Genomic DNA, 24,280 nt, shown 5'->3' on the forward strand with positions numbered 1-24,280 from the left:
ATTCCTCCAGATCTCTACGCATTTCACCGCTACACCTGGAATTCTACCCTCCTCTCCAAAACTCTAGTCGCCCAGTTCTAAATGCAGTTCCCAGGTTGAGCCCGGGGATTTCACATCTAGCTTAAGCAACCGCCTACGCGCGCTTTACGCCCAGTAATTCCGATTAACGCTCGCACCCTCCGTATTACCGCGGCTGCTGGCACGGAGTTTGCCGGTGCTTCTTCTGTGGGTAACGTCAACTGCAGCTGATATTAGCAACTGCCCTTTCCTCCCCACTGAAAGTGCTTTACAACCCGAAGGCCTTCTTCACACACGCGGCATGGCTGGATCAGGGTTGCCCCCATTGTCCAATATTCCCCACTGCTGCCTCCCGTAGGAGTCTGGACCGTGTCTCAGTTCCAGTGTGACTGATCATCCTCTCAGACCAGTTACGGATCGTCGCCTTGGTAGGCTCTTACCCTACCAACTAGCTAATCCGACATAGGCTCATCTGTTAGCGCAAGGTCCGAAGATCCCCTGCTTTCCCCCGTAGGGCGTATGCGGTATTAATCCGAGTTTCCCCGGGCTATCCCCCTCTAACAGGCAGATTCCTATGCATTACTCACCCGTCCGCCGCTCGTCAGCTCCCGAAGGACTGTTACCGCTCGACTTGCATGTGTTAAGCCTGCCGCCAGCGTTCAATCTGAGCCATGATCAAACTCTTCAGTTTAAAGAGTGTGAATCATTAAGATTCTTAATCTTGCTCAAGTTAAAACTACTGTACTCTTGAGTGATTGCTCACCCATGAATTGTACGAGTCACTAACTTAAGACTTAATCTTTCCAGATCCGCCTCAGTTAGCGCCCACAACAAATTACTTGATTAACTTTTTAAAGAACTTTCTCTTCCGGAGACTCTCTCCGACCGAGGCGCGCATTCTACACTTTCGTTTCTCAGTGTCAACTCCTTTTTAGCGCCGCCGACTCTTTCGAACCAGCTCTTTCCCTCCCCTCCGACCGGCTTCCCCGTCGAAGTGGGGCGCATTATACGCACCCACTAATTTCGCGCAAGCACTATTTTCGTTATTTCACAAAAACCTGCGCTATCTTCTTCTTACCCGCCTGAATCACGTGCTCGCTTCCTCTTTGCACCATAAAGCTCGAGTCCACCAGCGCGCCATCCACAAACACTGCACCTCGACCCAGAACATCTTTCGCCGCTGCGCCATTCTTCACCAAGTCGGCTCTGCGAAGAATATAAGATATGGAAAACTCCGTCTGGTCATCGCTTTCTTCTATATGAACGGCAGGCACGTTCTCCGGGATCTCTCCCAGCTTAACTTGATTGCCCGCTGATTTATGCGCACTTTGCGCAGCCTCGCCACCATGAAAACGAGCAACAATCTCTTCAGCAAGCAGCCGCTTGATGTTTTGAGGGTTTTCTCCAGCGTTAACCTGCACTTTAAAATCTTCAATTTCCGCCATATCCCGAAAACTTAAGAGTTCGAAGTAGCGCCACATTAATTCGTCAGGGATAGACAGCAGCTTACTGAACATCTCTCCAGGCAGATCATTAACGCCGATATAGTTGCCCAGAGACTTCGACATTTTTTGCACACCGTCCAGACCTTCAAGGATCGGCATTGTCATGATTACCTGAGGCTCTTGGTCGTAATGCTTCTGCAGCATACGCCCCATCAACAAATTAAACTTCTGGTCAGTTCCACCCAGTTCAACGTCAGCGCGCAAAGCAACAGAGTCATACCCCTGCACTAACGGGTAGAGAAACTCATGGATAGAGATCGACTGCTCATTGTGGTAGCGCTTGTGAAAGTCGTCGCGCTCAAGCATACGCGCAACGGTATATTGACCCGCCAAACGAATCATGTCCGCCGCAGAGAGCTTATCCATCCATTCACTGTTAAAGCGAACTTCCGTTTTTTGCGGGTCCAAAATTTTGAACACCTGTTCTTTATATGTCTGAGCGTTTCGAGCCACATCGTCTTTCGTTAATGGAGGACGAGTGGCGCTCTTGCCAGTAGGATCTCCGATCATCCCCGTAAAGTCGCCAATCAGGAAAATGACCTGATGCCCCAGGTCCTGAAACTGACGCAACTTATTAATAAGAACCGTATGCCCTAAATGTAAATCAGGCGCAGTCGGATCGAAGCCCGCTTTGATCCTGAGCGGCTCTCCCCTTTTTAACTTTTCGATCAATCCTTCTTCCTGAATAATTTCTTCCGCACCGCGCTTTATCAGCGCTAAAGACTCTTCTACAGATGGCATTACAGACGCCCTATTTGCAACTTGTTACGCTATTAACACTTAGTAATCGATATTCATGACCCTTGTCACGAACGCAGCACCAGGCAACGGCTTTAATATGACCCGGGGGCGCGATAGTATAGCAGCATTTTTCGCCAGCCAAACTGTTTGATATATGCACAGTTTCCAAAAACGCTTATACTCTATAGTTAAAGTTTTTTACAAACATCTGGACTTAACCTTCGATGTTAATTAAGAAAATATTACCCAAGTTCTCACGGATACATTTCCTGGCGGTCGCGGCTGCAGGATCTATGCTCGGATCAGCGCTCATTCTTAGCCCATCCGAGCAAACAGCGGCAGGCCGCATTACCTTAAACATTCCTTTAGATGGCCAGCCCTCAAGCCAAGCTGATTCCAGCAGTCCTATTGCGGACTTGCCCGAAACCACAGCCCCCACAAAGATTAAACCACTGGTTCCCTCAGCAGTAGAGCAAGTCACTGAGACACCCGCCCCAACTGCCGCAGCCGAACCAGAAATCGCCTGGAATGAGTTTGAGGTCAAGAACGGCGACAGCCTGTCCAGCTTATTTAAAAGAGCCGGAGCTTCCAGCGCCGAACTGGCGCAGATGGTGGACGATATTCCCGGTAAAGAATGGACTCAGATTTTTCCTGGAGAAAAGCTGGATTTTGCATTCAACTCGGAAAACAAACTTAGCGCGCTGCGTATTCACCGTAGCCAGCTGGAAAACTGGCTGATAAACGCCAACGCTGACAATAAATTCGAGCTTGAGAAAGTCGTTCTCAAGCCAGATGTTCAGACCGCTTACGCTGAAGGCGTGATTAAATCGGCGCTGTTCATTGACGCTAAAAATGCCGGCCTTCCTGACAGCCTGATCATGGATTTGGCAAACATTTTTGGCTGGGATGTTGACTTCGTGCTGGACATTCGCAGTGGCGACTCGTTCAAGCTGGTTTATGAAGAGCTTTTCCTTGATGGCAAAAAGATCTCCAATGGCAATATCCTTGCCGCTGAGTTCACAAACCAAGGTGAAACATTCACTGCAGTGCGCTATGAAGACCAGGAAGGCAAAACGGGCTATTTCACCCCAGATGGGAAGAGCCTGAAAAAAGCATTTTTACGCACACCGATAGATTTCGCTCGTATATCCTCCCACTTCAACTTGCAACGTAAACATCCTGTTCTGCATAAGTTCCGTGCACATAAAGGCACCGACTACGCAGCTGGGCGCGGCACCCCTATAAAGGCGAGTGGAGACGGCAAGGTGATTTTCGCCGGCCGCAAGGGAGGTTACGGTAACGTAGTGATTCTGCAGCATGGTCAATCCATTACCACTCTCTACGCTCATATGAAAGGATTTGCTCGCGGCATCAAAAACGGCAAGCGCATAAACCAAGGACAAGTTATTGGTTATGTAGGCAGCTCAGGTTTGGCGACAGGACCCCACCTGCACTATGAGTTCCGCGTCAACGGCGTACACAAAAACCCGGTAACAGTGAAGTTCCCTCATGCGCAACCTGTCGCCAGCAATGAAATGTCTCGCTTTAAAGAACAGGCCCAAACGGCACTGGCCCAAATGCAGGCCTACTCTGACAGTTATCAGGTCGCAAAACGAGACAGTCTAAGCTCCGACAACGCGGACTTATGAACGATCAGGAAATATTCGCCGGACTCATGTCCGGCACCAGCCTGGATGGTGTTGATGCAGCCCTGGCGAAATTCCAGGGCGAAATTCCCGAAACCGTCGCAACCTCCTTTACGCCATTTCCTTCTGATCTGAAGTCTAAACTTCATAACCTTGCTGTCGCTGACAGCTGGCGTCCAGACGAATTATTCACAGCCGAAAGCCAGCTAACCTTGCTATACGCCGACGCAATAAACACCCTTCTTATCAGCTCCGACATCGATAGATGCCGCATTCGCGCAATCGGCTGCCACGGTCAAACCATCCGACATCGACCAGCAGCAAGTTGGCCATACACTTGCCAGCTCGCCAACCCCAGTCTACTGGCTGAGAAAACAGGAATCACCGTTGTTGCGGACTTTCGCCGCAGAGATATCGCAGCGGGCGGCGAAGGCGCGCCTCTGGCGCCAGCATTCCATCTGCATGCTTTACAGAATCGTTTTCCCAATTGCGCCGTCGTTAATATCGGCGGCATCGCTAACATCACTCAATGGTCGGAAGCAACCAACTCCGTTGTTGGTTTTGATTGTGGACCAGGCAACATGCTCATGGATGCCTGGTGTTCGCATGCCTTCCAACTGAATTGCGACCAAGGCGGACAAATAGCCAGGACGGGATCGATTAACCACGCATTACTGCAGGAAATGAAAAGGGAGCCTTTCTTCTCTCTCCCAGCTCCCAAGAGCACAGGTCGGGAGCTGTTTAATCATGACTGGCTGCAGACCAACCTGCAGAAGGCTCCATCTGTTAGCGATAGAGATATTCTGGCGACACTCACTGAACTGACCGCCCAAACCATCTGCGAAGCTCTAAACGTCCACACTCTCACTCACCTCTTTGTCTGCGGCGGCGGCGTGCATAATCTTTTTTTGATGGAAAGACTTCGTCATCATCTGCCCCACGTTTTGTTGCAGGGGACCGACAGCGCAGGCATCGATCCAGATTTCATGGAAGCAATGGCTTTCGCCTGGCTGGCGAAGCGAACATTAGATGGGTTGCCGGGCAATATCCCAGCGGTAACTCGCGCTCAAGGGAAGAGGATATTAGGGGCGATTTACCCCGCCTGATAGCTTGTGGTGATTAGCCCAGACTAGAAGTCCACGTAGCCTTTCTCTTTCAGCTTTTTTTCTTCCGCGGGACCATAAGGCACTATTTCGACAAAGGGCGGCAATGCACTGCGATCAATATTGTGTATGCGCAAATAGGTGTTGCACACTCTCACGTCAATCACGCGAAAAGCATCTAATTGCGCGGCTTTGTCTACGATAGATTTGAACTCTGGGTAATTCATTTTGGCGAAATACTCGACTTCAGGTCCATGCAGGACAAAGGCGATGGGACTGCCAAGAGAGTAACCGTTCTCTCCCTCCAGCAGTTTGGAGGCCCGTTCAAACAACTCGGCAATTTCCTCTGGCGTATGAAGCTCGATCTTCGCCAGATAGTTCAGAGAATCGGTTGCGATGGCGGGACTGGTTTCAGGCCTGTCCGCTGCATGTAGAGAGAAACAGAAAACAGTCAGCCACAGAAGTGTTAAATAGCGGCTGAACTGCATATATCTGATCCTTTATATAGAGAAGGAGCTGCCGCAGCCACAGGTGGTCGCAGCATTAGGATTCTTAATAACGAACTGCGCGCCTTCCAAACCTTCACGAAAATCAACTTCCGCACCGACAAGGTATTGGTAGCTAAGCGAGTCCACAACCAAACGCACGCCGTCTTTTTCGACAATCGTGTCGTCTTCATTTACGGCTTCATCAAAAGAGAAACCATACTGAAACCCTGAACAGCCACCTCCGGTAACAAAAACACGCAGGCTCAGCTCATCATTCCCCTCATCCTCAATCAGAGACTTCACCTTCGCAGCAGCGTTATCAGTGAAGATTATAGGGGTTGGTTCATATGTCTCAGCGACGCTCATAGTTCCTCCCGCCGCAACTTTTGTTGCAAGCGCTCTATACTCGGCAATTAAAAAAAGTAGGATACAACGTGAATTATCTATTTATCCTACTTAATCGGTCAACTATATCAGTGACTCGCCAAGTTGATCAGCTCAGGTTGATCGCCAGTGCCGTCCTGAGTCTTACCTGCTTTTTTATCTTCTTTCGCCGCTTTCTTCTGTCCGGATTTATCCGTAGCCGTCACCGTGGCGGTTGAAACGCTTTCTTTGCTATGAACCAAATTACCGTTCACTTCCGCGCCCATCGCCATTTCGATCAGGTTGTAATAAACGTTGCCAGTGATAGAAGCTTTCGGCGCCAGCTCGATATGCTCCGAAGAGTAGACATCACCGTTCACTTTGCCGTTGATGATGATGTGCGGCGCAATGACGTCGCCATTCACTTCACCGACATCGCTGACTCGCACAATGGCGTCTTCATCCGTCGTATCAGCCTTAATCTTGCCCAGTATTTTACCGTCAATGTGCAGACCGCCGGTAAACTGCAGATCGCCTTTGATTTCCGTGCTGCGTGAAATCAGCGTATCGAAGTGCCCGCCATTGACGTTTTTTGATTTGGTTTTCTTTTTCCCGAACATTCTTACTCCCCGACCTTCCAATCGAAGGTTCTTTCTATTTTCGTTGCTTTTTTCCCGGTTGATTGCGCCACTACCTGAATCTGCTCAGGAACGAAGCCTTCCGGCAACTCCATTTCTCCAGTAAGATCCTGGAAATAACGAAATCTGAACTTAACCCCCAACTCCTCGGCTCCATCGACATCCCGCAACGGCAATATCTCTTTTTCGCCACCCTTGACTCCGATCAGGTTCACCGCCACAACGCCTTGGATGTAGGTTTTGTTGTCAGCCACTTGCGTTAATACAAGTTTATACTGAAACCTTCGATTTTCCCGCGTAGGGCGAATTTCCATACGCTGAACCTGCAGACCGGTATCCTCATCGGAGGGAGCCATGATGGTCTTGTAAAAAGCAATATCCTCACGCAGTTGCAAGTTCGCGCTTTCCAAGTCACGAATGGTCTTCAGCACATCCGTGCTGGCGGCCTGATCAATCGCTTTGCCTCGCTCCAGGTTAGCCACCTGTTGCGCTAGCTCAGTGGCGCGCCTTTCCGCTATAACCAGCATCCGGGTGAGCTCTTGATTTTTTGAGCCCAGCTTTTCCTTTCTCAGGTCAGAGAAATACCATCCCATGGCGATGCCGCCAGTAATGCTGATGATAATAGCCAGCCATGCCAGAGCCCGTTTTTTAAGCGTTTCTCCCGGGCGGTAAGGTACGACGACCAGTTTTTCGTTTGCATTGGTAGACATTGACGATTGATACCGATTCTGAAGTGTCCATAACCTTACGCGCCGTTTTAGTATTCTCTACTAACTCATTGTCGGCAAAGTTATTTTTTGTGAATTTAGGTAGCAAGCCAAACACCGTCACGCATTTGGCTTGAAATACGCCTTTTCAGCGGGCGCTCAGGACAGGATCAAGGCAGCGCCGCGATGAGATTCAATCCCGCTGTCTCTGGCAACCCCAGCATAATATTCATATTTTGTACGGCCTGACCTGCCGCGCCCTTCACTAGATTATCGATCACTGAGAGCACAATCACCACGTTAGATTCAGGTTGCCGATGTAATGAGATGCGACACAGGTTAGAGCCTCTTACCGAACGCGTCTCTGGCAGGCTGCCAAACGGCATCACATCGACAAAAGGTTCATTGGCGTAAAACGACTCAAACAGCGCCTGCAGATCGTCATTATCCTGCTTCAGCTCCGCATACAAAGTGGCTTCTATGCCCCGGATCATTGGCACAAGGTGAGGCACAAACGTCAAACCGACCGGTTCGTTAGCCGCCAAACTGAGCCCCTGTTTAATTTCCGGTAGATGGCGATGTCCTGATGCGCCATAGGCCTTAAAACTCTCGCTGACTTCACACAGTAAGTTAGCGATTTTGCCTTGCCTTCCTGCGCCGCTCACGCCGGACTTGGCGTCTGCGATCAGACGCTGTGTATCCACCAGACCTTTGCTTAACAGAGGCAAGAAACCTAACTGGACTGCTGTGGGATAACATCCTGGATTAGCGACGAGTCGAGCGGACTTGATCGCCGACCGGTTCATCTCCGGTAAGCCGTAGACAGCTTCCGCCAGCGCTTCGGGCGCGGTATGAGGCAGCCCATACCAACGACTCCACAATTCCGCATCACGGATGCGGAAGTCCGCCCCCAAATCCACCACCCGCGTTCCTTTAGCCAGCAATTGCGGAACCATTTCAAGGGCGACGCCATGGGGGGTGGCGAAATACACCAGATCGCACTTTGACAGCTCTTCGACATCAGGGGCGCTAAAGCGTAAGTCTGTGAAACCGCGTAAATTGGGGAACATTTCCGCAACAGGAACGCCGGCGTCTCCTCGCGAGGTTACTACCGCCACTTCCGCCTTAGGATGAGCCGACAGTAACCTGATCAACTCAACGCCGGTATATCCAGTGCCGCCGACAATGCCAATTTTAACCACGAGCTTACTGACCTCCGCTAAATGCCGAACCAATTTCCCCGCACAGCCGTGTGCCGCGCCGGACAATACTCTAATAAATTCGCTATACTAGCAGCTTTCCGACACCCGCGCAGAGTCAGCTTTCCTGAATTGCGGGCGGCGCTATTACATTCCACCCTCTGGCTATAAGCCATGGCTGCATCACCTGTCGAGCAAACTCAGCAACAAGTTTGAATGGGAGAGGTTTGTGCTCAAACCAAACGGGAAGAAGACGCAAAAACAACAGGTCTCCGCGCTGGCTCTCAAACTGGACTTGCTATTCCAGTCTTTCCGCCGCCGCGTCGCCAGCTATGAGGCGCTACCGCAACTGGCGCTGTTGGGTTTTCTATCCGGCTTGGCCACTGGCTTAGTCATCCTCTTGTTTCGAGCGGCCATTGAACTTCCTCTCGGTTACCTTTTACCCGGCGACAGCGCGGAGAACTTTGAGCAACTAACGCCGCTGATGCAGTTCTGCCTGCCAATCGTTGGCTCGCTCATTCTCGCCCTATGGTTGATGCGACTGGGTGTACAACAGCGCAAAGTCGGCGTCACTCACGTCATGGAGCGACTGGGATACCACCAGGGATATATTTCCCTGCGTAGCGGACTACTGCAGTTTTTCTGCGGCGTCGCCACTCTGGCCACGGGACAAAGCGCTGGTCGGGAAGGCCCCGCCGTGCATCTTGGCGCCACCAGTTCCAGCTTGTTGGGCCAATGGATGGGGCTCCCTAATAACAGTATCCGAATGCTGGTGGGCTGTGGCGCCGCTGCGGCCGTGTCCGCATCCTTTAACACCCCTATCGCTGGCGTCATCTTTGCGATGGAGGTCGTCATGCTGGAATACACTATTAATGGCTTTACGCCGATTATTCTGGCGGCGGTGACCGCCGCCGTCGTATCTCAACCTGTCTATGGCGATGATCCGGCCTTTATCGTCCCTAACTTCAGTCTGAACTCTCTGGTGGAACTGCCTTACATTGTGGCTGTCGCCATACTGATCGGCATGTGCTCGGCTCTGTTCGTCAAAATCATCAGCCAAACCACGGAAAAGGTGAAAACGCCTATTCTTTGGCGTTTATTAGCGGCAGGGCTCATGACTGGTCTGGCCGCATTGGCGCTACCTCAAGTCATGGGTATTGGTTACGACACCGTTAATGACGCCATCGCCGGCAACATTGGTTTCCTGCTGCTTCTGACCATCGCCCTGGCGAAGCTGCTTGTTACCGCAACGACCATCGGACTGGGCATGCCAAGCGGGATTATCGGCCCCACCCTGTTTATCGGGGCGACCCTCGGAGGGGCGCTCGGAGTTCTGGCGAACATGCTGATGCCGACCCTGGCCTCAGAGCCTGGGTTTTACGCCGTGCTGGGTATGGGCGCCATGATGGGTTCCGTTCTACAAGCGCCGTTGGCCGCAATCATGGCGGTGATCGAGTTGACCCGAAACCCCAACGTCATTCTCCCTGCGATGTTGATCATCATCGTGTCCAGCTTGATCGCTTCCCACTACTTTCGACAGCGCTCGGTGTTTCTGACCATCCTGCAATTACAGGGGCTGGATTATCGTGCGGAGCCGCTAACTTTGGCTCTGCGTCGTGTAGCGGTGGGAGCCATCATGGAGAGAGGCATCAAGCGTTCACAGCAGAAGCTAGTATGGGGTGAGGCGAAAGAGCTGCTGCGCACAGAACCGCGCTGGATCATCATCGAGAGTGAAGGCGGCCCACGCGCCATTCTGCCTGCTGCGGATTTGGCCCGCTATCTGACGGAAGAAGAAGGCAAGCCCGAGTTTAACGCCGAAGAGGCGTCTCTGGACTTGCTCAGTATCCCCGCGCAGCGGCGAGATGTGGCGTCCCTGCATGTCCAGGCCACCCTGGAAGAAGCGCTGGATCGACTGAACGCCACTGGGGTGGAAGCCCTCTATGTCGAGCGTACAACCGCCCCACTGATCAAACCCATTATTGGTGTGATCACCCGCGCGGACCTGGAATCTTACTACCAGTACAAAAGCAAATAAGCATTTACTTATGCGATCAAGCAGAACAAGGAGCGCAGCATGCTTTGGATAAAAGCCTTTCATATTATCGCCATGGTGTGCTGGTTCGCCGGCATTTTTTACCTGCCGCGCCTGTTCGTCTATCACGCCATGAGCGAGGATCAAATCAGCAAGGAGCGCTTCAAAATCATGGAGCGCAAGCTGTATCGCGGCATAGCTACCCCGTCCATGGTCATTACTGTAATCTTGGGTCTGTGGCTGCTGTCATATAATTTTTCGGGCTATCTCGCCATGGGCTGGATGCACGCCAAACTGACAATGGTCGTCGCCTTGATCGGCTACCACTTTTACTGTGGGCATCTGTTAAAAGTATTCAAAGAAGACCGTAACCAACGCAGCCATGTTTTTTATCGCTGGCTCAATGAAGCCCCTGTACTGGTGTTGGTCGGCGTGGTCATTATGGTGGTGGTGCGTCCTTTTTAAGCGCAGGAATTCCGGTATTTGCATTCCCCATCCGGAGTTCCGACAATGCGCAACATAATTTGTCCTTTTTAAGCCATAGATACAGGAACAGGCATGACTATCTCAGAAGAACTTTTCAGCCGAGCCCAGCAACATATCCCCGGCGGCGTTAATTCGCCGGTGCGGGCGTTTCGCGGTGTCGGCGGAGCCCCGGTATTCTTCAGCAAAGGCGAAGGGGCGTATCTATACGATGAGGACGATAAGCGCTATATCGATTATGTCGGCTCCTGGGGTCCAATGATTCTGGGTCACGCCCATCCTGACGTACGTCAGGCTTTGGAGCGCCAACTCGTCAATGGCCTGGGTTTCGGCGCTCCTACTCGCATCGAAATCGACATGGCGGAAAAAGTCTGCGAGCTGGTTCCCTCCATTGAGATGGTGCGGATGGTGAACTCCGGCACCGAGGCAACCATGAGCGCCATCCGTCTGGCGCGAGGGTTCACCGGAAGAGACAAGATCGTTAAATTCGAAGGCTGTTATCATGGCCACGCTGACTCCCTACTAGTGAAAGCAGGCTCCGGCGCGCTGACCCTGGGCATACCCGACTCCCCCGGCGTTCCCGCCAGCGTGGCGGAACACACGCTTACTTTGACTTACAACGATGCGGTCATGGTCAGGGAAGTTTTCGCCCGCCACGGAGATGAAATCGCCGCGATTATCGTTGAGCCTGTCGCCGGCAATATGAATTGCATCCCGCCCGAGCCCGGCTTTCTGGAAACACTGCGCACTGTCTGTGACGAGCATGGATCAATCTTGATTTTCGATGAAGTCATGACCGGTTTCCGCGTCGCTCTGGGCGGAGCTCAGCAGGTTTATGGCGTCAAACCCGACTTGACCACGCTAGGCAAGGTAATCGGCGCCGGTCTGCCGGTTGGCGCATTCGGCGGTCGCCGTGACGTCATGTCGCACATCGCCCCATTGGGCCCGGTTTATCAGGCGGGAACGTTGTCCGGCAATCCTCTGGCCATGGCTTGTGGCTTGACCATGCTGAACAAGATCAGTGAGCCAGGCTTTTACGACGCACTGACCGCAAAAACTGAAGCGCTGGCGAAAGGTTTACAAGAGCGCGCACAAGCAGCTGGCGTTCCCCTGACCATCAATCAGGTTGGCGGCATGTTCGGCTTCTTTTTCAGTGAAGAGAAGAAAGTTTCCCGCTTTGACCAAGTCACCCGCTGTGATCTGGAGCGTTTCCGCAAGTTCTACCACGGCATGCTGGATAAAGGCGTGTACCTGGCGCCATCCGCTTATGAGGCGGGATTTGTCAGCGCAGCGCACTCCGACGAGGACATCCAAGCGACGCTGGATGCAGCCTCCAGCCTGTTCGCCTCAATGTAATGCTGAGCGGCGGGAATGTCCCGCCGTTATCTTCAAAGTCAGCCCTGACTTATGGGGAAGCCTTAACCGCTTCCCTTTTTCAGGCCCGATAAATTCCCGCTTACTTACCTTGCGCCTGACGCGCTTTATCCAGAGAGTACATAGCGGACTCCTTGAACGCTTTATCATCGCCCGCCAAAGACAACGCCTTCAGGCACAGTTGCTCAGATTTGGCGTAGCGTTGCTGCTCGTAGTGCAAGCGCGCCATCACCAGATAAACATCGCCAGCCTTCGGCGACATACGTTGCGCCCTCTCCACCATCAGCATCGCCTGGTCGTAGCGCCCTTCGCGAGCGGCAGTCTCAGCATTCGCCAGCATTTGGCGAGCCGCTGGTGTGGGCTCTACCCGGGAAATACGCACCGGGGGTGAAACCGGCCGCCCCGTGCGATCCGGTTGCTGCGGCGCAGCCGTTTCTGTCGCCGGCGTTGAAGGTTGCGTCGTCTCTGGACCCGTCTCCGTCGTCGCGCTGCGATAAGGGTTCACCCCGCAACCGGTCATCACCGCCAAGATTCCCAACACACAAACTCTATTCAGCAATCGCATCATTATTATTCCCCGGTATTAACCATCCCACCAGCTACGCAGCCAACGCTGCAGTGCATTATCGCGTCCGACGCAGGCCACCTCTTCGACAGGCGCGCTACCGCGCTGGAAAGGCATGGCGACAGAGCCGTCACACCCTTCGTCCGACTTTTTACCCGTGGCGCTATCCACCCACACCCATTCCACCGTCTCCGGGGTTGTGGGTACGAAGGACACCTGAGGCAATCGCTGATACAGATTCATCCAGACTTCCAAAGCGCCGGACGCCCCTGTCAGACGAGTCACGCTGTTATCGTCCTTACCCAGCCACACAGTCGTCTGGTATTGCCCATTAAAGCCGACAAACCAACTGTCGCGGTAGTCATCGGTCGTGCCTGTTTTACCCGCCACGGAATAGTCTTCCGGAAAGCGCTGATAGACGCGTCGGCCCGTGCCTTCACGCATGACATCGAACATGGCGTATTGGAGCAAATAAGTCGACGCTGGATCAACAACCTGATGAGTATCAAAAGGATATCTTGTCAGCAATTCGCCATCGGGTTTCGTCACCGCGCGAATTGCCCGCAAAGGCGTATCAAATCCGGTGGAGGCCAGGTTTTGATACAAATGAGCGACCTGAAGCGGCGTCAAATTCAACGCCCCAAGCAGCACTGACGGATATGGCGCGGCATCCGTCTCCACGCCAAGTTTGCGTACTTGATCCAATACCGCCGGTACGCCCAGCTCCAGTCCCAAACGAACATTAGCCAGGTTTAGTGAGTGCGCCAACGCATGCTGCAAGGTCACCTCACCATGAGTTTGCTTGTCATAGTTCTGCGGAGCCCATACATCGCCATTCTCAAACTTGATCGAAAAGGCTTCGTCTTTGATCGGCGTCGCCAGTGTGTACTTATCCTTCTCCTGCAAAGCCGTCAGCGCGATGACAGGCTTGATCAAAGAGCCGATCTGCCGCTTCGCTTCAAGCGCCCGATTAAAACCGGCGAACTGCGCGTCTTTGCCGCCAACCAAAGCGACAACCTCACCACTGTCCAGCGCAGTGGACACCAAAGCGCCTTGCAAGCCTTGGTTGGCCTTATTACGCTCCAACCCTTTCACCGTTTTACTTAACGCCGATTCAGCTTGCGACTGGATCAGCGGATCAAGGGTGGTGAAAATCCGCAGCCCTTCAGACTGTAAGTCCTCTTCACGATAATCTTTATCCAACTGTTGACGGACCAAATCCATGAAAGCCGGGTAGAGACTGTCGGAATATCGCGGCTGCGTCACCACACCCAGCGGGCGATTTTTAAAGCCAATGCTTTGCTCATTGGAGATCACCCCGCCGTCAGCCATCATCTGCAGCACCAAGTCGCGGCGCTTCTGCGCACGCTCGGGATGTTTGCGCGGGTTGTAATAAGAAGCGCCTTTGACGATCGCCACCAGCAGCGCGGATTTTTCCGGCGTCAAATCCTGCACCGGCACGCCAAAGTAGAACTGGCTGGCCATGCCAAAGCCGTGAATAGCGCGAGCGCCGGCCTGGCCCAGGAAGATCTCGTTACAGTAGGCTTCCAGAATCTCGTCTTTCTCGTAGTGCCACTCCAGCAACACAGCCATAATGGCCTCGTTGAACTTGCGCCAAATCGTCTGATCGCTGGATAAGTAAAAGTTCTTCACCAACTGCTGCGTCAGCGTACTGCCGCCCTGTACGACGCGTCCAGCGCGAATATTCACCCAGGTCGCCCGCATTATAGATAGAGGCGATACGCCGAAGTGGGAGTAGAAGTTCTTATCCTCAACCGCCACCAGCGCCTTCTTTAAACTATCCGGAACCTCTTTAAGGCTAACCAGTAAACGGTCTTCATGCTGGGCGGGATAAATGCCGCCAATAACCACCGGCTCAAGTCTGGACCAGTTCGTATCCGTCCCACTGGCGCTTACCCGACTAACGCCCTGGCCATCAAAATCCAGACGAAACTTCTGAGCTTTCTGATCGCCATCGGGAAACTTAAACGAACGGCTGTATACTTCCAGCGCGCTGGAAGACATGGAATAAGTTCCCGGTTGCCCCGGACGATCCGTACGCCGGTATCCCAGGCTCTTCAGCTCTTCCTCAACCTGTCCTCGGGTGTAGTTCTGGCCAGGAAAGAACTCCATGGGGCGGGCGAACACCTGGGCGGGTAGCTGCCAGCGTTTACCTTCGAACTTTTCTCTTACGGTCGCATCCAGATAAATGGTCCAGATCACCAGTAATACGGAGAGGACCAAAGTCACTTTAAAAAGGATCGAAAGAATGCGTCTTTTTGGTGCTGTCTTTTTCTTGCCGGGCCGCTTATTTGCAGGCTTGCGGGCTGTTTTAGGTTTCGACATGGGAATGTAGATGGTTTAAGCTCTAGTCTGCTGGCGCGGCTGCCTTTTATTCTCGTTGAAACGCGTTGTTTCAGGACGTTAGATGTGCGCCAGATGATTGTTTTTCGGGCGGTCGCGGCGGTTATCATAACCAATTTCAGCAATCAGTGGCATGAAACCCTCGCAATATTAAATAAGAAGGAGCGACGCGTGAGCGAGAGCTTAATTAAAGCGCTGCAGGATCCGGCAGTCTATGGACATCCCGTCACACAGTTTCAACTCGTCGAAACTCATATTTCCTGGGTCATTCTGACCGGGCCATACGCCTACAAAATCAAGAAACCCATGGATTTCGGCTTTCTTAATTTCACAGATCTGGAGCGCCGCCGTTTCTATTGCGAGGAAGAACTGCGACTTAATCGCCGTCTTGCGCCGGAGATTTACCAAGGGCTGGTCAGAATTACCGGTTCGGAGGCGGAGCCCTCCATTGATGGCGATGGAGACGTGATCGAATACGCCGTCAAAATGAAGCAGTTCAACCCTGAAGACCTGCTGAGCAAGCTACCCAATGACTCTGATAAGCTGCCCCGCTACCTGGACGCCCTCAGCCAGCAACTGGCGGACTTCCACATGCAAGAGTCCGCTGTCGCCGACGGCAGCTGCGAATTTGGCGACCCTGAGCAAGTATTCGCGCCGGTGCAGCAAAACTTCGACCAAGTCCGCCCCATGTTGTCGGACCCTGCGGAGTTACGGCAACTGGAATATATCGAAGGCTGGGCGCAAAGCACCTACGAGCGCCTGCGTCCGTTTCTGCAGTCGCGTAAAGACAAGGGCTTCGTACGTGAATGTCATGGCGATGTGCATCTCGGCAACGTGACCCTGTTTGAGGATAAAGTCACTCTGTTTGACTGTATTGAGTTTAACGAGGACTTTCGCTGGACGGATGTCTACAACGATCTCGCCTTCCTGATGATGGATCTGGAAGATCGGGGCATGAAACATCTGTCCTACCGGTTTTTGAATAAATACCTGGAAATTACTGGCGATTACGTCGGCGCTGAGTTGTTGCCTTTCTATAAGTCATACCGCGCCATGGTGCGATGTAAAGTGGCGCTGTTTACCCTCGGCGCCCCAGGGCTGAGCGAAGAAGCCAAAGCGGAACAGGTGCGTAAATATCGCAAGTACCTGGAGTTGGCGGAAAGCTATATGGATGTACCGACACGCTTTCTGCTCATTACCCACGGCGTCTCCGGCACGGGTAAATCCACCATCACCTCTCGATTACTGGAACGCTTAAGCGCCATTCGCCTGCGTTCGGACGTGGAGCGTAAGCGCCTGTTCGGCTTTTCTAATCTGGATAACACGGGCGCTTCCGGCAGCGATCAGGGCATCTATAACAAAGACGCCTCTATTAAAACCTACACCCATCTCGCCGACACCGCTCGCGCCCTATTGCACTGTGGAGCGGCTGTTATCATCGACGCGACCTTCCTTCGCTATGATCAACGCCAGCAGATGGAAAAAGTAGCGGAAGAAGAGGGCGTCCCGTTCGCTGTAGTGGACTGCCGCGTGCCCTTGGACGAAATTGAACGTCGTCTAAACCGCCGCAAGGAAAAGAACGATGATCCTGCGGAAGCGGATGTGGAAGTGATGCACAAACAGCTCACCCGGGATGAGCCATTCCAGGAGGATGAACTGCCTCACGTGCTTGTGGTCTCCACAGATAGCTCAGAGGACATCCATACTCTGACTGAAAAGTTAGTACAACGTCTTGGCGCAGCATAAGCTGCGCCGCTTCGCTCCTTATTCTTTGCAATTGCGTCGTTTTATCGTTCCGTTTTGTTACGGAACACTACATGACTTGACTTAAACCTCTGTCTATACTGCGATTATGCGTCGTTACAATAACGGCGCCCCGAATAGCGTTTACTCAGGGCGGCGTTATCCGCCCAATCGCAGAATTGTTTCCGGAGGTGCAGCTCAATGGAACGGGTCAAGATAATAGATCACCCTCTTTATCAACTGCTTCGTTCTGAGAAGGTCGAGGAGTTCAATAAGCAGAAACAGTCATCCCCTGTTCCCAGCTTTGAGCTCTGTGACTTTCGTGGCCTGGATTTACGCGGCCTTGATGCTTCAGGCCTGGACCTTAAAGGCGCGTACTTTCGTGGAGCGGATCTGCGTGGTATCGATTTCCGCAAAGCGGATCTGGAAGGCTCCAGTATCGCCAGCACCAAAATTTCTGGCTGTTATTTTCCTGAAGAGCTGTCTCCAGATGAGATTGTAATGTCAGTCACCCATGGCACGCGCCTACGCTACCGTCGTTGAACCGGAACCGGACCTATGTTTTTACTTGGTGAACACGTGGCCTCCGTCGAAGGCCTACTCGAATATGTAAACAGCTCCGCGCGCAGCCTGCAAAGATTGCTTCCTCCCAGCCCTAACCATATAGAGCTGTACCCCGGCACAGATCTGTTCAGGCGTATTCCCCGCGGCCATTTGTGCCTGGTGAGACGCGGCATGCTCTCGGCTGTCATGGATAACCGCGTGGCTTATATTCTTCAACCTGGAGATGTCGCCGGTATTGAAGGCGGCATTAAAGCGGCGACTGTCAGCTATGTGTGTGAAGATCCAGTAGAGCTGGATTGCTTTTCTCCCGTCGCTTTTCAGGAACTGATGAAAGAAAACCAGCAGCTCTCTAACACATGGCAAAGCTATGTCGTCGGTCTGATGACCCTTTTCAGCCACTCCTACGGCGATATCAGTAAAGAACAACATCGCCCTCAGGCCGGGTTTACTCGCTACAAGCCGGGGGATGTCATCATTCGCCAGGGTGAAGAAGCAGACAACGTCTACACCATGATGATGGGCGACGCGAAAGTCTTTATTGATGATCAGGAAGTCGGCGAGGTGCACGAAGGGGAAATATTCGGCGCTATCGCCGCTTTGACCAACGCACCTCGCAACGCCACGGTGGTGGCGGGGAATTCATGCACGGTCATGGCTGTGCCCAAATCCCAGTTTGTCAGTCTGATTCACGCCCATCCGGAAACCTGCTTCCATTTACTGGAAAATATGGCTCGGGCCATCAACGATCTGAACCGCCGCCTGACTGGCGACTCCGCTGCGCTTTAGCTTTATTCATGGCATCACGAAAACTGCTGGGCGCAGTGCCGGCATGTGAGCTGGATCAATTAGAAAACAGCGCCAGCCGAGGCTTTCAATTAGCCGAACACAGCGTTTTTGTCGTCAAGCAACGAAACGCCCTTTTCGCCTACATAAATAGCTGCCCACATTTAGGCATAGAGCTCGAGTGGATGCCAGACCAGTTTCTCGATCAAGCCCGGCAATTTATTCACTGCGCTACACACGGCGCACTATTTCTGATCCATTCTGGAGAGTGCATCAGCGGCCCATGCCAGGGGCAATCCCTTCAGCGGCTGGACATGGAGCGCGGTGACGATGAGTGGCGCTTTTACCTGCATCGCTGACGCCGAATTAAAACGCCTCTGGATCGAATGGAATCACCTCTAGTTTCCGGGAAAGCCTTATTTCCCCTGGCGTAATTTCTGATTTATACGCCAACACCTCCACTCCCGCCTCAATGGCTTCCGTCAGCAAAATCCCATAGCGGGCGTCGATGTGTGACGCGGGGCTCACCACAGTAATGCCGCTGTGGTTAACGCAGAAGACCAACGCAGCCCTCTTTCCATTTCGCACCACAGACATCAGCTCTTCCAGATGCTTTTGCCCGCGCGTGCTGACGGCGTCGGGAAAGTAGCCGCGCCCATTCAAGCAAAGAGTGACGTTTTTCACTTCTACATAGCAGTCGGGAAGCTCGGAAGAACCAGAAAGCATCCAATCAGCCCGGCTGTTTTGATCGCCGAATTTCACTTCCGCCTTCTTCAAAGGATATCCCTGTAATTCCTTGATCACACCGGCGTCAATGGCCTCGCCCACCAGCTGATTTGGGCGCGCCGTGTTCACGCATGCAAACTCTCCTTCTGGTGTCTCCACCAACTCCCATGTATGCCGATATTTACGGGCGGGATTGCCGGAATCGCTGTAGTACACAAGACTCCCCGGCTCAGCGCACCCTGTCATCGCTCCGGTATTAGGGCAGTGAATGGTCAACTCGCCGCCATCGTGAAGCTGGATGTCCGCCAGAAACCTTTTGTATCGTTTCAGCAATCGTCCAGGGGTTGAAACTGTATCTATTTTCAAAAAAATGACTCCTTGTTCGCACTGATAAACCCCGAAAATAGCAATCGCATTAAATTGGGCTACTTTGAAATAAATAAGGGTTGGCGATCAGTTCAGTTATCTGCTATGTTTCGCTCGCTTAAATCCTGACAAATCGCGAATATTAGCAAATATAAGTCCAGTGCGGGCGCGGGAGCCTACACTACTTTTGAGAAGTGACTAGACGAGGCAGAAGATATGCCAAATGAAAAAGCGGGTAGCGCTGGTAAATTCACGAATTTTACTCCGTATGAAATTGGTGAAAACGAAGAATACATGAGCCCTCCTCAGCTGGAGCATTTCAAACAGATCCTGCTGGACTGGAAACAAGAGCTCATGGAAGAAGTAGACCGCACCATGCATCATATGCAAGAAGACGCGGCCAACTACGCAGACCCCAGCGATAGAGCAACTCAGGAAGAAGAATTCAGCTTGGAACTACGTACTCGCGACAGAGAGCGTAAGCTGATCAAGAAAATTGACCAGACTATCGATCAGATTGATCGGGAAGATTACGGTTTTTGTGAATCCTGCGGCGTGGAAATCGGCATTCGCCGTTTGGAAGCCCGCCCAACCGCCACACTGTGTATCGATTGCAAAACACTGGCGGAAATTCGGGAAAAGCAAACCGGCATCTAATCCGGCCTCGCCCGCGCCTCAATGCTGGCAGTCTCTTCGGATATCTATCGAGGGCGCTTCGCGCCCTCTCCCACAGGCCCCCTTCACTTCGGCTCATTGGTCGGCGCGCTGGCCAGCTATCTTGATGCGCGCAGCAGACAAGGCGTCTGGCTCGTTCGCATTGAAGACATCGACCCTCTACGGGAAGTACCCGGCTCCGCTGACAGCATTTTGCGAACACTCGAGGCTCACGGCCTGCAGTGGGACGAAAACGTTGTCTATCAATCTCAACGCCTCTCTTCCTACACTGAACTACTCGCGCAATTGCTTGCGAGCGGCCACGCTTACCCTTGCCCATGCAGTCGCAAAGAGCTGTCTGAGCGACACGGACGCCACTTGGACGCCTGTCGCTTACGCCAAACGAACCCGGACGCCGAATACGCCTATCGATTTGCCGTAACTGACGCAGAATACAGTTTTAATGACCTGATACAAGGCGTCGTTCCCTACCATCTGCATGGAGAACTGGATGATTTCGTCATTCGGCGTAAAGAAGGGTTTTTCTCCTACCAACTGGCGGTGGTATGCGATGACTTGGCGCAAAATATCAGCCACATCATTCGCGGCTCCGACTTGCTTAACTCCACGCCATTGCAGCACCAAATGTATAAAGCATTGAGCAAAGAGTCGCCGCAAGTCGGACATTTCCCGGTCGTCGTCGATGCTTACGGAGCCAAACTCAGTAAGCAGAACCTGGCCCCCGGACTGGATAACCGGCAAATCATGAGTAACCTCAGAGCGGCGGCAGCGGCGCTGTTGATCGATAACGCAGAGCTGGCGCAGGCTGAAACGCCTCAGGAACTTCTGCCACAACTAACGATAAACTGGTCCCGCGACAAGATCCATGGACTGCGCAGCGTTCCCCTGCCTGACATAACTGGCGCATAAGGCGCTTAAAACCTGTTACCCTGCTTTCACCCACTTATATTTAATAAGTGCGCGAAAACAAACAATTGGGAAGCCAAAAAGGTATTTTGCATGCTCCCGTTTCCTCCAGTAACATGGACAAACCTAGTCTTCCGGGTATTTTGGTAACGCGGTCTATGTATATTTATCGCTTGGTGTTTCTGCTGATTTTAGGCGTCTACATATTTTCACCAGTGATCATGGACTGGTGGATCGCGCCAGGTAGCGCTTGGTACAGGCCTTACATTATCTGGTCTCTGCTGATCGTCGTCGCATACTGGTTAGAGCGAAAGCGGGGACCGAATGAATTTTAGCGCCTGGAGCCTGCTCGCCTACGGAGCCTTGTACCTCAGCGCATTGTTTGGCCTGGCTTATATCACCGAGCGCGGCTGGATACCTTTGCGTTGGGTTCGGCACCCCGCCACCTATGTTCTATCTCTCGGCGTCTACGCCAGCGCCTGGGCGTTTTACGGCTCCGTCGGCTTGGCTTACGAATTCGGCTACGGCTTTCTAGCTTTCTACCTGGGTGTCTGTGGCGCCTTTCTCCTTGCGCCGGTGTTGTTGATTCCTGTTCTGCGGGTTACAAAATCCTATCAACTTTCTTCAGTGGCGGACTTATTCACCTTCCGCTACAGGAGTCAGGCTGCTGGCACCATCAGCACGCTCTTCATCAGTTTCGCTTCACTCGCGCTGCTGGCGCTGCAGTTCCAGGCGCTCGACAACTCTCTGCATGTCCTGGCTCCGTCTCAGGACACACGGATCGTCAGTGTGCTGTTCTGCGCCATGATTATTTTCTTCGCCATCTTTTTCGGCGCCCGCGGGCAAACTCGCGCGGAAAGACACCCCAGCCTGATCGTGGCGATAGCGCTTGAAGGCGGACTCAAGCTGGTGATCATTCTGGCCCTGGCCATATTGATCGCCTATCAGGTGTTCGGCGGCTTCGGAGAAGTGAACAGCTGGCTGCAAGAGAACGCGCAACGCATCAGCGCCATGGAGCGCCACTTAGAGGAAGGACCCTGGCGGGCGATGCTGCTGATATTCTTCGCATCCGCCCTGGTGATGCCGCACATGTTTCATGTCACCTTTACGGAAAACCTGAATCCCACCGCGCTTTACAAAGCAAGCTGGGGACTGCCGGTGTACCTGCTCCTGATGAGTCTGCCCATCCCAATTTTCATGTGGGCGGGCATCAAGCTGTCCGTTCCCACAACGCCGGAGTTTTTTATTCTGGGCCTGGGTCAGGTGCTCAACGCCCCCTGGATCAGCATTGTCGCCTTTCTTGGCGGACTGACCGCCGCCAGCGGTTTACTGATCGTGACCTGCCTGGCGCTGGCTTCAATGATGCTTAACCACGTTATTCTCCCTGTGTATCAGCCTTTGTCCCGCGGCAATATTTATTCCTGGCTGACCTGGGTAAGACGCGGGTTAATCTTGTTTATCCTTGGCTCCGGCTACCTGTTCTCTCTATTCCTGGACAACCGCTTTTCTCTTTCCGAGCTGGGCATACTGGCTTTTTCCGCCGGCCTGCAATTGCTGCCGGGGGTGATGGCGGTCATCTATTGGCCCCTGGGAAATCGCAACGGGTTCATCAGTGGCTTATGCGCCGGCGTAAGCTTGTGGTTCGTCACCATGCCACTGCCCATCCTGTTTGGCGTAGACGTATTCTCGGTCAATCCATGGCGCGACAGCTACAGCTTCAATCCTGACGACTGGCACTACTATGTGATGGCGTCGCTAACGCTGAATATTTTCATTTTCGTTATGGTCAGCCTGTTTACCGACGCCTCTCAAGCGGAAGCGCGTTCCGCCCAGGCCTGCTCCGTCGACACATTGATGCGGCCATCACGGCGCGAACTGGTCGCCACCAGCTCCGAGCAGTTTAAGGATTTTCTGACAGAGTCTCTGGGCCGCCAAGCTGCTGAGAGGGAAGTGAATCACGCTCTTGCGCAGTTGCAGTTGCACGAAGTCGAGTACCGCCCCTACGCGCTACGCAGACTGCGCGATCAGATCGAAGCCAATTTGTCAGGATTGTTAGGCCCGGCTCTGGCGCAGGACATAGTCAAACAGAATCTCAGCTTCAAGCCCGCCACCAGCGTTGCCCCCGCTCAGGACATTTACTTCGTTGAGAGCAAACTGGAGGAATACCATAACCGCCTCAGCGGACTTGCAGGCGAGCTGGATACGCTGCGCCGTTACCATCGGCAAACCCTGCAAAATCTGCCTATCGCCACCTGCTCTTTAGGCGCCGACCTTGAGGTGTTGATGTGGAATCACGCGATGGAACAGCTGACGGGAATTCCCGCTCCACAGGTCATCGGTTCGCACATCAGCGCTATCGCCAAGCCCTGGTCCACGCTGCTATTCAGCTTCGCCAATGCGGAAGAGCGCCATGTCTCCAAGAAACGCTTGGACATTAGCGGCGCGCCACACTGGTTCAATCTGCACAAAGCCGCGATTGAAAGCGATGGCGCATCCGGCGCAGGGCAAGTGTTGCTTTTAGAAGATTATACGGAGACCCAGTTATTGGAAGACGAGCTGGTTCATAGTGAACGCCTTGCTTCCGTGGGACGTCTTGCAGCGGGGGTCGCCCACGAAATTGGCAACCCGGTAACAGGCATCGCCTGTCTTGCCCAAAACCTCAAACTAATGACCAGCAACGAAGAAGTGCTGGAGACAGCGGGACATATTCTTGTGCAGACCCAGCGGGTCTCTAGAATTTTACAAACCCTGATGAATTTCGCGCGCTCCGGCAATTACACGCAATCCGCCCAGCATGGGCCGACGGAGTTAAAACGTTGCGTCGACGAAGCGATACACTTACTCTCCTTATCCACTAAAGAGCCACAGGTGCTCTACGTCAACGAAGTGGACGAAACGGTAAAGGTAATGGGCGACGGACAACGCCTGGTGCAGGTGTTCGTCAACTTGCTCAGCAACGCCCGCGACGCTTCGGAGGCTTCAGCCAATATCTGGGTGAGAGCGACGCTGCAACAATATTCCATCCACGTTGAAGTGGAGGATGAAGGCAGCGGCATCAGCGGCGACCAGATAGATCACCTGTTCGAGCCCTTCTATACCACCAAAGGCCCCGATAAGGGCACTGGTTTGGGGCTGTCTCTGGTGTACAGCATTATAGAAGAGCACTACGGCCACATTCGGATAGAAAGTCCGGCTGATAAAGAATCCGGCAAAGGAACCCGGGTCATTATCGAACTACCGGCTTATCAGTCCGACTCAGAAAGTATCTCTGCAGAGTTAACGGAAACTTAA

21 protein-coding genes and 1 rRNA gene (1 of these 22 running past the window's edge) are annotated in these 24,280 nt (G+C 52.9%); 12 read left to right on the forward strand and 10 right to left on the reverse strand.

What is annotated here, in order from left to right; translation table 11 throughout:
* Together EUZ85_RS29555 and tyrS are read right to left on the reverse strand one after the other, a co-directional pair.
* Positions 1–709, reverse strand: a 16S ribosomal RNA gene (locus EUZ85_RS29555); it reaches 826 nt to the left of the window's first position.
* Between the two features lie 352 nt (positions 710–1,061).
* Positions 1,062–2,264, reverse strand: a complete 1,203-nt coding sequence (gene tyrS, locus EUZ85_RS29560) for a tyrosine--tRNA ligase (RefSeq protein ID WP_127973675.1) — start codon at positions 2,262–2,264, stop codon at positions 1,062–1,064.
* A gap of 224 nt (positions 2,265–2,488) precedes the next feature.
* Here tyrS and EUZ85_RS29565 point away from each other — a divergent pair, with 224 nt between their 5' ends.
* Together EUZ85_RS29565 and EUZ85_RS29570 are read left to right on the forward strand one after the other, a co-directional pair.
* A complete protein-coding gene (locus tag EUZ85_RS29565; RefSeq protein ID WP_127973676.1) occupies positions 2,489–3,913 on the forward strand; it encodes an OapA family protein in 1,425 nt (474 codons plus the stop codon).
* Complete coding sequence (locus EUZ85_RS29570) at positions 3,910–5,016, forward strand: anhydro-N-acetylmuramic acid kinase (RefSeq protein WP_127973677.1); 1,107 nt, start codon at positions 3,910–3,912, stop codon at positions 5,014–5,016. Before EUZ85_RS29565 ends, EUZ85_RS29570 begins: the two co-directional genes overlap by 4 nt.
* Before the next feature lie 23 nt (positions 5,017–5,039).
* Here EUZ85_RS29570 and EUZ85_RS29575 read toward each other — a convergent pair whose 3' ends face one another.
* The 5 genes from EUZ85_RS29575 to argC form a co-directional block, all read right to left on the reverse strand.
* On the reverse strand, positions 5,040–5,501 hold the full coding sequence (locus EUZ85_RS29575; protein WP_127973678.1) for a hypothetical protein: 462 nt from the start codon (positions 5,499–5,501) through the stop codon (positions 5,040–5,042).
* Between the two features lie 12 nt (positions 5,502–5,513).
* Entirely contained in the window at positions 5,514–5,867 is a 354-nt protein-coding gene (gene erpA, locus EUZ85_RS29580; protein WP_127973679.1) for an iron-sulfur cluster insertion protein ErpA, read from the reverse strand.
* A 107-nt stretch (positions 5,868–5,974) separates the two neighbouring features.
* On the reverse strand, positions 5,975–6,484 hold the full coding sequence (locus tag EUZ85_RS29585) for a polymer-forming cytoskeletal protein (RefSeq protein WP_127973680.1): 510 nt from the start codon (positions 6,482–6,484) through the stop codon (positions 5,975–5,977).
* Between the two features lie 2 nt (positions 6,485–6,486).
* Complete coding sequence (locus tag EUZ85_RS29590; RefSeq protein WP_127973681.1) at positions 6,487–7,212, reverse strand: DUF6776 family protein; 726 nt, start codon at positions 7,210–7,212, stop codon at positions 6,487–6,489.
* Between the two features lie 167 nt (positions 7,213–7,379).
* Entirely contained in the window at positions 7,380–8,411 is a 1,032-nt protein-coding gene (gene argC / locus EUZ85_RS29595) for an N-acetyl-gamma-glutamyl-phosphate reductase (protein WP_127973682.1), read from the reverse strand.
* A gap of 226 nt (positions 8,412–8,637) precedes the next feature.
* On the opposite strand from argC, the gene EUZ85_RS29600 reads away from it, so the two are divergent.
* The 3 genes from EUZ85_RS29600 (at position 8,638) to hemL (ending at position 12,279) form a co-directional block, all read left to right on the forward strand.
* Positions 8,638–10,443, forward strand: a complete 1,806-nt coding sequence (locus EUZ85_RS29600; protein ID WP_206617973.1) for a chloride channel protein — start codon at positions 8,638–8,640, stop codon at positions 10,441–10,443.
* Positions 10,444–10,482: 39 nt separating this feature from the next.
* Positions 10,483–10,905 (forward strand): protoporphyrinogen oxidase HemJ, encoded by a 423-nt coding sequence (gene hemJ / locus EUZ85_RS29605; protein WP_127973683.1) that lies wholly within the window; start codon positions 10,483–10,485, stop codon positions 10,903–10,905.
* A 93-nt stretch (positions 10,906–10,998) separates the two neighbouring features.
* Positions 10,999–12,279, forward strand: a complete 1,281-nt coding sequence (hemL, locus tag EUZ85_RS29610; protein ID WP_127973684.1) for a glutamate-1-semialdehyde 2,1-aminomutase — start codon at positions 10,999–11,001, stop codon at positions 12,277–12,279.
* A 100-nt stretch (positions 12,280–12,379) separates the two neighbouring features.
* Here the strand turns inward: hemL and EUZ85_RS29615 are convergent, their stop codons facing one another.
* Positions 12,380–12,865 carry a lipopolysaccharide assembly protein LapB gene (locus EUZ85_RS29615; protein ID WP_127973685.1) on the reverse strand — a complete coding sequence of 162 codons (486 nt, stop codon included), beginning with the start codon at positions 12,863–12,865 and terminating at the stop codon, positions 12,380–12,382.
* Between the two features lie 15 nt (positions 12,866–12,880).
* A complete protein-coding gene (mrcB, locus tag EUZ85_RS29620; RefSeq protein WP_241566892.1) occupies positions 12,881–15,112 on the reverse strand; it encodes a penicillin-binding protein 1B in 2,232 nt (743 codons plus the stop codon).
* Positions 15,113–15,397: 285 nt separating this feature from the next.
* On the opposite strand from mrcB, the gene EUZ85_RS29625 reads away from it, so the two are divergent.
* The 4 genes from EUZ85_RS29625 (at position 15,398) to EUZ85_RS29640 (ending at position 18,675) form a co-directional block, all read left to right on the forward strand.
* The gene (locus tag EUZ85_RS29625) at positions 15,398–16,972 is read left to right on the forward strand and encodes a bifunctional aminoglycoside phosphotransferase/ATP-binding protein (protein ID WP_241566893.1); all 1,575 of its coding nucleotides are present in this window, start codon (positions 15,398–15,400) and stop codon (positions 16,970–16,972) included.
* Between the two features lie 198 nt (positions 16,973–17,170).
* Positions 17,171–17,512: a pentapeptide repeat-containing protein gene (locus tag EUZ85_RS29630; protein ID WP_127973688.1), complete on the forward strand. Its 342-nt coding sequence runs from the start codon at positions 17,171–17,173 to the stop codon at positions 17,510–17,512.
* Positions 17,513–17,527: 15 nt separating this feature from the next.
* Positions 17,528–18,319 (forward strand): cyclic nucleotide-binding domain-containing protein, encoded by a 792-nt coding sequence (locus EUZ85_RS29635; RefSeq protein ID WP_127973689.1) that lies wholly within the window; start codon positions 17,528–17,530, stop codon positions 18,317–18,319.
* 8 nt (positions 18,320–18,327) lie between these two features.
* Positions 18,328–18,675 (forward strand): Rieske (2Fe-2S) protein, encoded by a 348-nt coding sequence (locus tag EUZ85_RS29640; protein WP_127973690.1) that lies wholly within the window; start codon positions 18,328–18,330, stop codon positions 18,673–18,675.
* A 7-nt stretch (positions 18,676–18,682) separates the two neighbouring features.
* Here EUZ85_RS29640 and sfsA read toward each other — a convergent pair whose 3' ends face one another.
* Positions 18,683–19,408: a DNA/RNA nuclease SfsA gene (gene sfsA, locus EUZ85_RS29645; protein WP_127973691.1), complete on the reverse strand. Its 726-nt coding sequence runs from the start codon at positions 19,406–19,408 to the stop codon at positions 18,683–18,685.
* A gap of 216 nt (positions 19,409–19,624) precedes the next feature.
* On the opposite strand from sfsA, the gene dksA reads away from it, so the two are divergent.
* The 3 genes from dksA (at position 19,625) to EUZ85_RS29660 (ending at position 24,280) form a co-directional block, all read left to right on the forward strand.
* Positions 19,625–20,065, forward strand: a complete 441-nt coding sequence (gene dksA / locus EUZ85_RS29650) for an RNA polymerase-binding protein DksA (RefSeq protein ID WP_127973692.1) — start codon at positions 19,625–19,627, stop codon at positions 20,063–20,065.
* 21 nt (positions 20,066–20,086) lie between these two features.
* Entirely contained in the window at positions 20,087–20,992 is a 906-nt protein-coding gene (gene gluQRS / locus EUZ85_RS29655) for a tRNA glutamyl-Q(34) synthetase GluQRS (protein WP_127973693.1), read from the forward strand.
* A gap of 321 nt (positions 20,993–21,313) precedes the next feature.
* Positions 21,314–24,280, forward strand: a complete 2,967-nt coding sequence (locus EUZ85_RS29660) for a sensor histidine kinase (RefSeq protein ID WP_127973694.1) — start codon at positions 21,314–21,316, stop codon at positions 24,278–24,280.

The sequence above is a fragment of the Hahella sp. KA22 genome, from assembly GCF_004135205.1.
Taxonomy (GTDB): domain Bacteria; phylum Pseudomonadota; class Gammaproteobacteria; order Pseudomonadales; family Oleiphilaceae; genus Hahella.

Bases quoted from the DNA above. Each gene is read 5' to 3' on its own strand.
- tyrS (WP_127973675.1), bottom strand. From the start codon at position 2,264: ATGCCATCTGTAGAAGAGTCTTTAGCGCTGATAAAGCGCGGTGCGGAA.
- EUZ85_RS29565 (WP_127973676.1), top strand. From the start codon at position 2,489: ATGTTAATTAAGAAAATATTACCCAAGTTCTCACGGATACATTTCCTG.
- EUZ85_RS29570 (WP_127973677.1), top strand. From the start codon at position 3,910: ATGAACGATCAGGAAATATTCGCCGGACTCATGTCCGGCACCAGCCTG.
- EUZ85_RS29575 (WP_127973678.1), bottom strand. From the start codon at position 5,501: ATGCAGTTCAGCCGCTATTTAACACTTCTGTGGCTGACTGTTTTCTGT.
- erpA (WP_127973679.1), bottom strand. From the start codon at position 5,867: ATGAGCGTCGCTGAGACATATGAACCAACCCCTATAATCTTCACTGAT.
- EUZ85_RS29585 (WP_127973680.1), bottom strand. From the start codon at position 6,484: ATGTTCGGGAAAAAGAAAACCAAATCAAAAAACGTCAATGGCGGGCAC.
- EUZ85_RS29590 (WP_127973681.1), bottom strand. From the start codon at position 7,212: ATGTCTACCAATGCAAACGAAAAACTGGTCGTCGTACCTTACCGCCCG.
- hemJ (WP_127973683.1), top strand. From the start codon at position 10,483: ATGCTTTGGATAAAAGCCTTTCATATTATCGCCATGGTGTGCTGGTTC.
- hemL (WP_127973684.1), top strand. From the start codon at position 10,999: ATGACTATCTCAGAAGAACTTTTCAGCCGAGCCCAGCAACATATCCCC.
- EUZ85_RS29615 (WP_127973685.1), bottom strand. From the start codon at position 12,865: ATGATGCGATTGCTGAATAGAGTTTGTGTGTTGGGAATCTTGGCGGTG.
- EUZ85_RS29630 (WP_127973688.1), top strand. From the start codon at position 17,171: ATGGAACGGGTCAAGATAATAGATCACCCTCTTTATCAACTGCTTCGT.
- EUZ85_RS29635 (WP_127973689.1), top strand. From the start codon at position 17,528: ATGTTTTTACTTGGTGAACACGTGGCCTCCGTCGAAGGCCTACTCGAA.
- EUZ85_RS29640 (WP_127973690.1), top strand. From the start codon at position 18,328: ATGGCATCACGAAAACTGCTGGGCGCAGTGCCGGCATGTGAGCTGGAT.
- dksA (WP_127973692.1), top strand. From the start codon at position 19,625: ATGCCAAATGAAAAAGCGGGTAGCGCTGGTAAATTCACGAATTTTACT.
- gluQRS (WP_127973693.1), top strand. From the start codon at position 20,087: ATGCTGGCAGTCTCTTCGGATATCTATCGAGGGCGCTTCGCGCCCTCT.
- EUZ85_RS29660 (WP_127973694.1), top strand. From the start codon at position 21,314: ATGAATTTTAGCGCCTGGAGCCTGCTCGCCTACGGAGCCTTGTACCTC.